General features: G+C 46.7%; 10 protein-coding genes. 4 read left to right on the forward strand and 6 right to left on the reverse strand.

From position 1 onward, the window contains the following. Positions 1-16: 16 nt before the first annotated feature. Genes H6A32_RS09615 through H6A32_RS09630 form a run of 4 tightly spaced genes read right to left on the reverse strand, consistent with a single transcriptional unit; the run spans position 17 to position 5,252 of the window. Positions 17-2,203: an alpha-galactosidase gene (locus tag H6A32_RS09615; protein ID WP_204864232.1), complete on the reverse strand. Its 2,187-nt coding sequence runs from the start codon at positions 2,201-2,203 to the stop codon at positions 17-19. Positions 2,204-2,227: 24 nt separating this feature from the next. Next, positions 2,228-3,070 (reverse strand): carbohydrate ABC transporter permease, encoded by an 843-nt coding sequence (locus H6A32_RS09620; protein ID WP_087253451.1) that lies wholly within the window; start codon positions 3,068-3,070, stop codon positions 2,228-2,230. Continuing rightward, a complete protein-coding gene (locus H6A32_RS09625) occupies positions 3,070-3,933 on the reverse strand; it encodes a carbohydrate ABC transporter permease (RefSeq protein WP_343215503.1) in 864 nt (287 codons plus the stop codon). The genes H6A32_RS09620 and H6A32_RS09625 overlap by 1 nt, the downstream gene beginning before the upstream one ends. A 32-nt stretch (positions 3,934-3,965) precedes the next feature. Beyond that, entirely contained in the window at positions 3,966-5,252 is a 1,287-nt protein-coding gene (locus tag H6A32_RS09630) for an ABC transporter substrate-binding protein (protein ID WP_204864233.1), read from the reverse strand. A gap of 175 nt (positions 5,253-5,427) precedes the next feature. Between H6A32_RS09630 and H6A32_RS09635 the strand changes: the two genes are divergently transcribed. Continuing rightward, on the forward strand, positions 5,428-6,312 hold the full coding sequence (locus tag H6A32_RS09635; RefSeq protein ID WP_204864234.1) for an AraC family transcriptional regulator: 885 nt from the start codon (positions 5,428-5,430) through the stop codon (positions 6,310-6,312). 54 nt (positions 6,313-6,366) lie between these two features. On the opposite strand, the gene glmM is transcribed toward H6A32_RS09635, so the two are convergent. Next, the gene (glmM, locus tag H6A32_RS09640) at positions 6,367-7,713 is read right to left on the reverse strand and encodes a phosphoglucosamine mutase (RefSeq protein ID WP_118636825.1); all 1,347 of its coding nucleotides are present in this window, start codon (positions 7,711-7,713) and stop codon (positions 6,367-6,369) included. 349 nt (positions 7,714-8,062) lie between these two features. On the opposite strand from glmM, the gene H6A32_RS09645 reads away from it, so the two are divergent. The 3 genes from H6A32_RS09645 to H6A32_RS09655 all read left to right on the forward strand — a co-directional run bounded on the left by H6A32_RS09645 (position 8,063) and on the right by H6A32_RS09655 (position 9,736). Further along, positions 8,063-8,623, forward strand: a complete 561-nt coding sequence (locus H6A32_RS09645; protein WP_138373318.1) for a DUF3793 family protein — start codon at positions 8,063-8,065, stop codon at positions 8,621-8,623. Between the two features lie 56 nt (positions 8,624-8,679). Continuing rightward, positions 8,680-9,102 carry a flavodoxin gene (locus H6A32_RS09650; RefSeq protein WP_118636827.1) on the forward strand — a complete coding sequence of 141 codons (423 nt, stop codon included), beginning with the start codon at positions 8,680-8,682 and terminating at the stop codon, positions 9,100-9,102. A 166-nt stretch (positions 9,103-9,268) separates the two neighbouring features. Beyond that, positions 9,269-9,736, forward strand: coding sequence for an HAD hydrolase family protein (locus tag H6A32_RS09655; protein ID WP_204864235.1), 468 nt, complete (start codon positions 9,269-9,271; stop codon positions 9,734-9,736). A gap of 39 nt (positions 9,737-9,775) precedes the next feature. Here H6A32_RS09655 and H6A32_RS09660 read toward each other — a convergent pair whose 3' ends face one another. After that, on the reverse strand, positions 9,776-12,367 hold the full coding sequence (locus H6A32_RS09660) for an FtsX-like permease family protein (protein WP_204864236.1): 2,592 nt from the start codon (positions 12,365-12,367) through the stop codon (positions 9,776-9,778). Positions 12,368-12,552 lie beyond the last annotated feature (185 nt).

The raw sequence follows: 12,552 nt of genomic DNA on the forward strand, positions 1-12,552 counted from the left end.
CTATTCTTAAACCCCTTTATTGTTCTACACGTCTTAAATATCTCTGGTAGGCAAGGTACTCTCCGCTCTCAATCGGCACAGGAAGTCCTGCCTGCATCAATGCGGCTCCGCTGTAGATCCGGTCGTGTCCTTCGATCTGATAGAATGCATCCGGAATCAGTCCGCGCATTTTTACATAGTTTACGGTCATATTGCCATGCTGTTTTAACATTACAATACTGATGAGCGCCTCACTTTGATCCTCCGATACAAAAGCCCAGGCGCCAAACTCATCCCTCTGCGGGCTGGACAGACGGTAGTAGTCTCCTCTCTGGATGAGTGGAGCGTATTGTTTGAATTTCTTTACCTGTTCTTTGACTTCTTCCTTTTCTTCCCCGCTTAAGAGTCCAAGATTCAGTTCATATCCAAATGTTCCTGCCATGGCAACAACGCCTCTTGTATTGAGAGATGTGATCCGGCCGGTCTGATGATTTGGGACCGCGGATACATGAGAACCGACGCAGGATGCCGGATAGATAAAGGATGTTCCGTACTGGATTTCCAGCCGGTCGATCGCATCGGTATTATCACTGCACCAGATCTGGGGCGTGTAATAAAGCATTCCGGCGTCAAACCGTCCGCCACCGCCACTGCACCCCTCAATCAACATATCCGGGTACCGCTCGATCAGACGTTCCAGGAAGTCGTATACCCCGAGCATATAATCATAAAGCACCTTTCCCTGTTCCTTCGTCTCAGAGGAATAAATATCAGAAAGGCTTCGGTTCATATCCCATTTGATATATTCTACATTTCCCTGGTCCAGAACCGCGCAGATCTGGTCAAAGACATGATCCCGGATCTCTTTTCTCGAGAAATCAAGCACAAGCTGGTTTCTGCCTCTGACCGGATTTCTCTTTGGAATCTGAAGTGCCCAGTCCGGATGTGTCCGGTACAGATCGCTGTCTTCGGAAACCATCTCCGGTTCAATCCAGAGTCCGAACTTCAGTCCCAGATCATGAATCCGGTCGATCAGTTCTCCCATGGTACATCCCAGCTTCTTTTCATTGACCACCCAGTCTCCAAGGCTGGTATTATCATCATTTCTCTCGCCAAACCATCCGTCATCCAGAACAAGCATTTCGATTCCAAGTTCTGCCGCGTGTTTTCCAAGTCTCAGGAGGCTTTCCCCGGTAAAATTAAAGTAATCCGCTTCCCAGCTGTTTACAAGAACCGGGCGGACCTGATCTTTCCATCTGCCCCTGCACAGGTTGTTTCTAAAACAACGGTGCAGATTGTGTGACAGGACGGACAGTCCTTCTGCAGAATACGTCATTACCGTCTCCGGAATCACGAAACTATCTCCCGTTCCAAGCGGATAGGAAAATATCTCGGACGCAAGCCCCATCAGCGCTCTCGTCTGGTTGAACTGATCCTTCTCCGCCTCGGCCTTGAAGCAGCCGCTGTATACAAAAACCATGGCATAGCAGTCTCCTGCTTCCTCTGTCGTATCTTTTCCCGCCAGAATCATGGCCGGATTGTACTGATGGCTGGATGTTCCTCTCCGGCTTCGTAAAATCTGTTTTCCGTGGCTTACCGGTACTCTCTGGAAATTACGCTCCATGGCATGGCGTCCATAGAAGCTGATCAGGTCATAGTCTCCTGAAACGAAATCCAGACAAGCGGAAGCCGCCTTACTGATATGAATCGTATCTTCCCCCTGATTGATGATTCTGACACTTCTCGTAATGATGTCGTATTTCGGAAGCACTCCGTACAAAAGCACTGCCTGTACCTTTGTGACAGCATCCTCCATCAGAATTTCCAGCGTCTCCGCCTCTTCCTCGTCCGCATAGACCGCCGGAAGCCCCGGAAGTCCGTATTTGCCTTTTGTGATCCGATGGCTTTGATAGCGCAGGTCGCAGCTGTAAGTGCCATCGCTGTTTTTGATCGTAAGAGCCGGACTCCGGAAATCCCCCGTCCCGCTTGTCGGGAACTCCTGCGGCAGAGCGTCCATGGAATAGGTTCGATCCTGGTCGGCGTCATACGGATTGGCGGAAAATCCTCTGTCGTAATAGGTCAGAAGATAATCCATTCCGCCGTAAATTGTCTTTCCATAATACAGGTGAAGCAGAAATCCGTATGCGTCTACCTGAAACTGATATGTTGTATGGTCTGTCTGTAATGTAAAAATTCTGTTCTCTTTCTCAAATCCAATACCCATTTTACTCTCCTTGTACAGTTATATTTATTTTACTGCACCGTTCACAACACCATTTAAAATCTGTTTCTGGCAGATCACATAGAAAATCACGATCGGGATCAATGCCAGAAGATAGGATGCAAATGCCAGGTTGTAGTTGGTTCCGAACTGAGTCTGGAAGTTCAGCTGTGCCAGCGGCAGTGTATTCTGCCCTGTACCTGCCATGATAACAAGCGGCGTCATCACGTCATTCCATACAGAAAGTGCTGTAATGACAGCTACCGTCGCATGCATCGGCTTCATAATCGGGAAAATGACTTTCCAGTACGTTCTCCATGTGCTCGCGCCGTCCACACGCGCCGCCTCTTCCAGTGCAATCGGAATGTTGGTGAGGTATCCGGAATACAGTAAAACATTCATCGGCATATAGAATACCACATATAAGATAATTACGCCAACCCAATTTCCAAGTCCCATCTCTGCTGTCTGTTTTGCAAGAGGCATCATCAGGATTGCAAACGGAACAAACATACCGCTTACGATAAACAGATAGACAAAATTGTAAAATTTACTGTGTGCTTTATTTCTTCCCACGGCATATCCCATCAGGGAATGAATGATAATGGAAAGTCCCACTGTCAGGACAGAAATAATCAGGCTGTTTTTCAAAGAATTCCAGAAATCCGTTACCCGCATTGCCTCTCTGAAGTTATCCAGGCTCCAGCTGGAAGGCAGAGATAAGATCCCGGAAATACTGTTTGTCATCTCGCTTGGCTGTTTAAATGCAATAATAATTGTCATATAAAGCGGAAACGCAATTGTAATTAATCCAAGAATTAACAGAATCATTACTGTCCAGTTTGTTTTGTGCTCTGCTTTTGCTTTCATTATAACTGCTCCTCCTTCCGTGCTGAAAAGCTCATCTGTGCTACTGAGATTGCCACGATCACGATGAAGAAGATAACCGCGTTCGCACTCTGGAATCCGAACTGTCCGCCTGACATACCGTTATTGTAAATCAGGTAGGAGATGGATTCCGTGCTCTGCGCAGGACCTCCCTTTGTCAAAGCCATGATCTGGTCGAACACCATGAGGAAGTTCTTCACACAGAGAACCATATTGATGGTGAAGAACGGAATAATCAGCGGGAATGTCAGATGTTTGAATTTCTTCCATCCCGTTGCTCCGTCCAGGGATCCTGCCTCGTACACATCCTCCGGCACGGTCTGCAGTCCGGAAATGTAAATGATGGTATTCATGGCAATGGACTGCCATGCGCAGACAATCACCACCGCGATCCATGCGGTCTTTTCATTGGACAGCATACTGCCGCTCATTGCTTCGCTTCCGATCATCTTTCCGAATTCCGGAAGAATATATGTAAAGAAATAGTTGAAAATGTAGCCGACTACCAGTGCTCCCAGTACGTTTGGAAGGAAGTAGGCAGCTCTGAAAAAGCTTTTCCCCCGGATTTTACTGTTCAGTCCCAGGGCCAGAATCAGGCTGATCACATTTGTGATGATAGTTGCGCAGACTGCAAGCCGGAAGGTAAACCAGTAAGATCTTCCCACACGGGAATCGGTAAACAGATCCATGTAGTTTCGAAGTCCTACCATATCGTAGTCTCCAAATCCTTTAAAGTTCGTAAAACTGTAGTACACACCTCTGATCAGCGGAACCGTATTAAAGCAGATAAACAGTGCCAGAATCGGTATCGTGATCAGCAGAAAGGTACGGTTTCTATCGTTCATTTTTCTCATTTCTTTGCTCTCCTTTCCCCAGTCTAGTCATTCCCGTTTTCTTCCTCATACTCCTGTACTTCCCGGATGATATCCCGGTTGTATCTCATCCAGTCGCTGTCGAATTTCTTCAGGAACGCATCCACATCTTTATTGATCAGGAAAGTCTGGATCTGGGCATCTACTGCCATCTCGGAAGGATAATAATGATCCTGATAGTCTGTCATATTGCCGGATTCGATGTACTCTGTCATGCCGTCCAGCTGGGAAGCAAGCTCAAAGTCTCCCTCCTTGCACGGAATGGCATTCTGGTCGTCGATATATGCCTGAATATTTTCATCTTCATATAGGAATTCCAGCACTTTATAGGCTGCTTCCTTGTTTTCACAGGCCTCGGTCACCGCAAACATCAAATCGACACCGGAGTTCAGTGTGTTGCCCTCTTTTGTGTCGCTTGCCGGAGTCACAAAGGAATCAATATTCATATCCGGATTCACCTGCTGAATCTGCGGTACCGCATAGCTTCCAATCGGGTACATTGCGGATTCCCCGTTTGCAAACGCCGTACATGCGTCATTGTATCCATACGCGAACGGATCTTCCGGTCCGTACTCCAGAAGTTCCAGATATTTCTCTGCCACTTCTCTGTATTCGTCAGTGAAGTTCGCCTCGCCTCTGTTGACCTGTTTACACAGATCCGCCGGTGCCAGCGCAACTGCCATGGAATTCCACGGTGCCAGACAGGTCCATGTGTCTTTAAATCCAAAATAAAACGGAAGAATGCCTTCAGACTGAATATCATTACAGAGTGTCATCAGTTCATTCCATGTTGTCGGAATCTCCCATCCATGTTCCTCAAACATATCCCGGTTGTAGAGGATTCCTGCCGCGTTTGCCACATACGGGATACCGTAGGTGCCGTCGGTCGGAACAATCTCAAGCGCCTCCAGAATATCCTTGTAGGACTGTTTGATATTGCTCATGACATCACTGTCGGAAACATCCGCAAGAATACCCGCATCCACATAATAGGAATAATTGATATCCCCTCCGATACCGATAATATCCGGATAGTCCTCCCGGATAAACCGTGTCCTCATGATAGTCGAAGCATCGTTCGGTGAATCAATGGTCAGATGAATGTCATCATGTGTGGCATTGAATTCTTCTTCCACCTGGTCAAAGTAGGTTGCCGCTTCCGGTTTGTACTGCAGGATCTCGATTTCTGTTTTCCCACTGTTTTCATTTCCTTCTCCGCACGCAGTGAGAAACATGGACGCTGTCATACATCCTGCCAGGGCAGCACCAATCACTTTTTTCCCCTTTCTCATAATTTTGTCTCCTTTCTTGTCTGTTCTCTATGGTAGAATTATTATAACATAGCAATATGCTTGCAAAAATACCAGTATTATCCTGCTTTTATACCCATATGCTTGAATTATGAAAATTATTTGAAGTGATCTAGCATTTTGGTATATAATACAAAAAAAAGGAGGAAGCGCACCGATGGACAACTACCTGTTTTCCGTATTTCCAAACGAAAATTTCATTGACCTTGCACTCTATCAATATGGCTGGGAGCAGTGTGCTCCCGCCCATACATTTGGTCCGGTTGCCAAAGATCATTATCTCTTTCACTATGTCATTTCCGGCACCGGAGTGCTGTCCGCTCAGGATAAAAAGGGGAAATCTCATGAATACCATATCAAAAGCGGGGAAGGCTTCATGCTGTTTCCACAGCAGGTCTGCTCCTACTGGGCTGATGTCGATCTTCCATGGGAATATGTCTGGATCGAATTCGACGGTCTGAGAGTCAAAGAATCCCTGCAGCTGGCAGGTCTTTCTCCTGACCAGCCGGTTTACCACTCCCATTCCAAGGAGCTTCGGCTGAATATGATGGAAGAAATGCTCTACATCGTCCACCATTCCAAGGCGTCGCCTCTGCACCTGCTTGGCCACGGGTTTCTCTTTCTGGACTATCTGACCCGCTCCATGGCGCCTTTCCAGGTGGGGAAAAGCGGAAAAATCCAGGATTTTTATATCCGGGAAGCCCTTTCATTTATCGAACAGAACTTTCAAAATGATATTTCTGTGGAGGATATCGCCGCACAGTGCGGGCTCAACCGCAGCTACTTCGGAGCAGTCTTCCGTCAGGCACTCCGTCAGACTCCACAGGAATTCCTCATTCAATACCGCATGGTCAAGGCTGCAGAGCTTCTGAAACTGACCCAGCTCTCGATTCAGGACATTGCGAACGCAGTCGGCTACTCGAATCCACTGCATTTTTCCAGAGCCTTCAAAAAAGTGTACGGTCTTTCACCCCGCATCTGGAGAAACGAAAACCAGATTCATACAAATGAAACAAAACCTTCCCGGAAACCGGGCCCATAAAAAATGAGCTGTGAAACTTTCGCTTCACAGCTCGTTTTTTATTACTTCTTAAAATTATGCTACAATCAGTCCTTCTTTTTCCATGACGTCTACGACTTCTTTCACGTATTTTGCGCAGAGTTCGTCGGTGGATGCCTCGACCATGACACGGATCACCGGTTCAGTACCGCTTTCTCTTACGAGAATTCTGCCGTCATCTCCAAGAACTTCCGCCACATGTTCGATGGCTTTTACGACTTCCGGATTTTCTCTGGCTGTCTTTTTATCCGCCACACGCACGTTCTGAAGAAGCTGCGGATAAATCTTGACTTCCTCCGCAAGTTTTCCGAGTGTCATCTTCTTTTCGAGGATAACTTCCATCAGCATGAGAGATGTAAGGATTCCGTCTCCGGTCTTTGCGTATTTGCTGAAGATGATGTGTCCCGACTGTTCTCCTCCCAGAACATAGTTGTTGTTCATCATATTTTCAAAGACATACTTGTCTCCGACCGCGGTCTTTTCGTATTTCATTCCGATCTTGTCGCATGCTTTATAAAGTCCGAGGTTGGACATGATAGTTGTCACAATCGTATTGCCATTTAAGCGTCCCTGTTCCATCAGATATTTGCCGCAGATATAGAGAATCAGGTCTCCATCGATCAGATTTCCGTTTTCATCCACCGCAAGGCAGCGGTCTGCATCTCCGTCAAAGGCAAATCCCACATCCAGATGTTTCTCTCTGACGTGTGCCTGGAGTCCTTCGATATGGGTGGAACCGCATGCGGTATTAATGTTTGTTCCATCCGGATTGTTATTGATCACATAGGTCTTTGCACCAAGAGCATCGAAGACACTCTTCGCAATAGCAAAGGCACTTCCGTTTGCACAGTCCAGTCCGATCTTCATATCTTTAAAGGATCTTGTCGCTACGGAAATCAGATGTCCGATGTAACGGTTACGTCCTGCCGCATAATCAATGGTTCGCCCGATATCATCCCGTGTAGCAAGCGGAAGCTCCGGAATCTCTCCGTCAATGTAGGCTTCGATCTTGTTCTCCACCTCTGCCTCCATCTTGTATCCTTTTCCGTTGATAATCTTGATTCCGTTATCATAAAATGGATTGTGGCTTGCGGAGATCATGATACCACAGTCAAAATCTTCAGTACTTGTCACGTAAGAAACACTTGGCGTCGTCGTTACATGAAGCAGGTAGGCGTCCGCTCCGGAAGCTGTCAGTCCTGCGGCAAGCGCGTACTCAAACATGTAACTGCTTCTTCTCGTATCTTTTCCGATCACGATGCGGGCCTTGTGTTCCTGCCCGTAGTACCATCCAAGATATCTTCCCACCTTGAACGCATGCTCTACTGTAAGGCCTACATTTGCTTCTCCCCTGAATCCATCTGTTCCAAAATATTTACCCATATTCGATACTCCTTTATTAAATTTGCTTTATCTACCGATTTTTTTGCACAATTGTGCCGCCTTTTTTATTATATCCGGCTCTGCATGGTTTTGCAACTATTTTATGATATCCACACCGAAACTTATTACTTCTATGAAAATGCATGTTCTATTTGTCATTCATCGCAGTTAATCCACTCTAACTTTTTTTATTTTTTTCAAAAAAACTGTTGACAACTTCCCTTTGAGATGTTATCCTGACATCAGTTAGTTAATACTAACCAAAAAAACGGGTAGTTATACCTAATCCGTTTCTTTTTTTCTTCCTTAGTTAGCTTTTACTAACTCCCGCCGAAAGGAGGTATCTGGATTGTTTGATAAAAAATTAGTCGAACATTGTTCCGCTGTCCTGGCTGGTTTAAAGACAGCGAACCTGTTTTCCTATACGGTTTGTCCGGATGACGACATCCAGCAGATGGTCATTGACTGGAACCGGACATTAAATCCAAAAGGAATTACTCTTTTCATTCTCAAAAAAACGAATCAAAACGCGCTTATTTATGTCTGCCGCACCGGCAGACTCCAGGCTGACTTGAAGCGGGAGTGTGTAAAAAGCTTTTTAAAAGACTATGGTTATAAAGAGTTTACTGCCGAAGCGGCAATCCATACATTAAAACAAAGACTTCAGGATTCGGATGGTTTTCCGCACGAGATCGGTCTTTTCCTCGGATATCCTTTCTGCGATGTGAAAGGATTCATTGAAAACAAAGGGAAAAACTGCCGCGCCTGCGGTTTCTGGAAAGTATATGACAATGAAAAAGAAACACTCAGACTTTTCCAGAAATTCATCAAATGCCGGGAAGTCTACACAAGATTATTTCATTACAGACAACGTTCTATCTGGCAGCTTACTGTTGCTGCCTGTGAATAGAAAACATTCATGCAAAAAGTATTATGTAACTGATTTCGAACAGGAGGTAAACACACATGAGTCATATTGCTGTAGTATACTGGAGCGGTACCGGACATACGGAAGCCATGGCAAACAAAGTTGCGGAAGGCGTAACTTCGGCCGGCGGAGATGTCACGGTACTCACAGCCTCTGAATTCAACGCTTCCATGATGGATTCTTATGATGCCATCGCTTTCGGATGTCCTTCTATGGGCGCTGAACAGCTGGAAGAATCAGAGTTTGAACCGATGTTTCAGGAATGTACATCCGGATTAAACGGAAAAAAGATCGCTTTATTCGGCTCCTACGGATGGGGCGACGGAGAATGGATGCGCACCTGGGAAGAAGACTGTAAGGGCTATGGAGCCGTTCTTACATGTGAACCGGTTATCTGTAACGAGGAACCGGACGCAGACGCCGAAAACGCCTGCATGGAGCTTGGAAAAACTCTTGTATAAGGTTTTTCATATATTATTTTAAATGTGTATCTCTCAAAATGTTTCCTAAAATTCGAAAAAACACACCGTCCGGTGTGTTTTTTCATGTTCTGTGCCTGTTGCTTTTGACAATCCCGCTTTTGGCAGTTACAATAAATGAAAAAGTCTAACCCGAACGGAGGCCAATATGAAAATCGAAATACCAGGATACCGTACACTGGAAATTGAACATCTGCTTCTGGACTATAATGGGACCATCGCCGAGGACGGTGTCATCCGCCGCTCTGTCCGTGATCTTCTCCTTTTGCTTTCCGGCAGGCTGGATCTTCATGTCCTGACTGCGGACACCCATGGCACGGCGAAGTCAGAGTGTGAAGGGATTCCTCTGCACCTGGATACCTTTCCTACTTCGGACGCTGCCTCGCGGAAGCTGGCAAAACTTCAGGAGCTGGGGCCTTCCCGCTGCGCCTGCATCGGCAACGGCCGCAATGATCTTCCCATGCTTACCAGCGCTGCTTTTTCCGTAGCTGTCATGGACCGGGAAGGCCTCTACCCTCCCCTTCTGACCCAGAGTGACCTTTGCGTTCACTCTTCCGAGGAAGCGCTGGAGCTGTTTCTTTATCCGAAACGGATTATAGCAGGACTGAGGGGATAAGAGTCTGTCTCTTACCCCTCTTCCAAATGCGATTTATTATCATCCATTTTTTTCACTTTTCTCTACTTTGTTCCAGATGTGCCATTTAAACAGACAATAGATCAAAAAGCTGCACAAAAGGAAGGTTCCATAGAAAATAGCCGTATTCCCGAGAAATTCCCTCATTTCCCTGTCCGTAAAAAGTCTGGCCCTTCCGGTCAGCACAGAAAAGAGAATTCCCGGAAGAACTCCGGACAGCAGGGGAACGAGCATAAGAATCCGCATCTGATACCGGATTTTCCTTCTCCTTTCTCTTCGTTTCATTCCCATCTTCATGAGAAAACGGTTCTCCCATTCCCAGGATGGGAGCTCCATCTGAATCTTTACCCCGTACTGGAATACTGCCATCACATACAATAACATAAGAATGAACCCATAAGCGATCCGGGTAAAACTTATCTCCGAACGCATATTGGCCTCCATCTCACTTTTTACATAATACGGCCGGATATTCCGGTCCCACATCTGATCAAAACGGTATGCTTTATCCAGCCCGGAGAGTTCCTTTAAAAACGTCTCCCTGTTCTGCTCCTGCACACGGATGCAGAGAAGCTCCGTCGGACCCTCTGTCAGATTCTCCGGATGCGTGTAGGTATACGCTTTCCATTCGGAAAATGTAATCTGCCTTCTCTCATCCATATGATCCGCATTGTAGGATCGGATTTTCTCATACACTTCCGTAAAGTACTCATCGGAGAGCACAATCAGATTTTCCTGCATGCCCTGATGGAAGCTCCCGGTCAGACAGTCCCGTTCTTCACTTACGATGTTCCGGGAAGGAAATACCCTCCTGTAATCATCCGGATTATAAAATTCCAGCGGCTGGCCAAACCGCAGGCGGTCTTCCATTCTCGTCGTGTCCCAGTCAATCGTATGTGCCTTGACGGAAAGATCCTGCTGGTACACGATGTGCATCTCTTCCCCCTGAAGCTGCAGGTTTCGCTCCGGCTTTCCCGCTTCTTTTCTCATAATTTCATACGTGGACTCAGAGACAGCCACATGCTGTCCCTGCGGCCACTTGACCGTTCTGCTGCCCCGCTGCATGATCTGGCTGTCGCTCCCATATATTGATGTCATGCGCACCATAGGAAAGTGAAGGATCTGTGCCTGGCAGGTTTCTCCAAGCTTCAGAATCTTTGGAAGATCTTCTTCGTACACCATGCAGACAACATCGTATGGATACATGGACGCTACGTTCTGACGTATCCGGGATGCCGCAAAAGGCGGCATAAAGACTGCGAACATCAAAAAGTAAAGTACCGACATAAAAAACAGCCGCCAGAAATTACTCCAGAACTGCTTCTGAAACGGTCTTCTGTCAAAAATCCGCACGTCAAACCGTCGTTTCCCGGCCCGGATCACAAGGGCCGTTCCACCTGCCAAAAGCAGAAACAGTCCCGAAATGCTCAAAAGATGAATGTACATACTCTCTGCCCATTCCCGCATGGAATACCAGAAAGTCCCGGCCAGAAACAAGGCTCCTCCTGCAACAATCCATGCAATACATCCAAAGCCCGGCCGTTTTTCTTCCCTCTTTTCCGCGTTCCGGTCCGTATTTTCCCCAAGGGAGAGGATATTTTCCTGATTCAGTCCAAGGGCGATCAGAAGAATCAGCACATAGAGGAGAAATGCGGCGGCCAGCAGGCTGATATCTGCCGCACCGGCAAGGTGTCCTCCCTCTTCTGCCTGTAAAAGCTGTTTCCTGAAAACCAGCGCGCATACACATCCGACAGTCATTCCCGGAATCACCGCTGCAAAAGCGTTCCCCGCCACTCCCAGGAGAAAAATCCTCAATGCGGTGTGTCTTCGCATTCCAAGAATAGTCAGCATCCGGTATTCCTTTTTCTGTTCCCGGATAAACCAGGAAAACATCAGTGTCATCATAAGCAGACAGCAGGCGCCCATCACCACGCCCAGGCTTCGAAAAAGTCCGTAGATTCCTTCCCCGGTAATGCTGCTCTCCATGGTATATCTGCTTTCCATCATCCGGTATCCGGACAAGACAAAATAGATCACCGCTGCCAGAAATGCTTCCGATAAAATCACAAGCATCTGGGAGGGCATCTGTTCTCTCCACATCCTCCGGACGATCTGATACAGCTCTTTCGGGTATTCCCCTGGAAAATATAAAGCCTGTTTTCTTCTTTTTTTCTGTTCCTGCTCCTTTTGCCTCGCCTGCGCCCATGCTTCTTCCCTTTCTTCTGTTTCTTCCTGAAACCGGACATACATAAACTCAAACGTAGCGTACGCAGCTGGAAGTAGCGCATACAATTGTCCCATGTACATCATGATACAGATATCGAGAAAAAACAGCCATGCCGGAAGTTTGTACAGGATTCCCGTTTCTTTGCGCCGGATCAGGAGCACAAGACGGATCAGATATAAAACGGCTGTTACCTCCATCAATCCGAAAATTCCATATACCAGGTGCCATTCCGGTTTTCGGAACAGTTCCCCCGCAATCTCCCATACGTTCCGGTATGTTCCTCTGTCCGCATAAGGGAGAGTTTGAACCAGGACCGGAACCAGGATACCTGACAGCATCTGGATGGCTCTGATCTTTTCCTGGGCAGTCCGTTTTCTTTTTTTCATATGACTTTCCCTCCTTCTTCTGTATAGACACAGAAACAGAGGAAAATATGACAAAGTTTTTCTCCTTTTTGTAAAAAATAGGCTACGCCTATTCAACTCCCCTGCCCCTCAATCATGAGGGGGTTGGGGCTTTCTTTTTGTTACATTTTCGTTCATAATAGTTTTATGAATATCTTACAAAAAAT

The sequence above is a fragment of the Drancourtella massiliensis genome, assembly GCF_016900655.1.
Classification (GTDB): domain Bacteria; phylum Bacillota; class Clostridia; order Lachnospirales; family Lachnospiraceae; genus Sellimonas; species Sellimonas catena.

Bases quoted from the DNA above. Each gene is read 5' to 3' on its own strand.
- glmM (WP_118636825.1), bottom strand. From the start codon at position 7,713: ATGGGTAAATATTTTGGAACAGATGGATTCAGGGGAGAAGCAAATGTA.
- H6A32_RS09650 (WP_118636827.1), top strand. From the start codon at position 8,680: ATGAGTCATATTGCTGTAGTATACTGGAGCGGTACCGGACATACGGAA.
- H6A32_RS09630 (WP_204864233.1), bottom strand. From the start codon at position 5,252: ATGAGAAAGGGGAAAAAAGTGATTGGTGCTGCCCTGGCAGGATGTATG.
- H6A32_RS09660 (WP_204864236.1), bottom strand. From the start codon at position 12,367: ATGAAAAAAAGAAAACGGACTGCCCAGGAAAAGATCAGAGCCATCCAG.
- H6A32_RS09655 (WP_204864235.1), top strand. From the start codon at position 9,269: ATGAAAATCGAAATACCAGGATACCGTACACTGGAAATTGAACATCTG.
- H6A32_RS09625 (WP_343215503.1), bottom strand. From the start codon at position 3,933: ATGAACGATAGAAACCGTACCTTTCTGCTGATCACGATACCGATTCTG.
- H6A32_RS09615 (WP_204864232.1), bottom strand. From the start codon at position 2,203: ATGGGTATTGGATTTGAGAAAGAGAACAGAATTTTTACATTACAGACA.
- H6A32_RS09620 (WP_087253451.1), bottom strand. From the start codon at position 3,070: ATGAAAGCAAAAGCAGAGCACAAAACAAACTGGACAGTAATGATTCTG.
- H6A32_RS09635 (WP_204864234.1), top strand. From the start codon at position 5,428: ATGGACAACTACCTGTTTTCCGTATTTCCAAACGAAAATTTCATTGAC.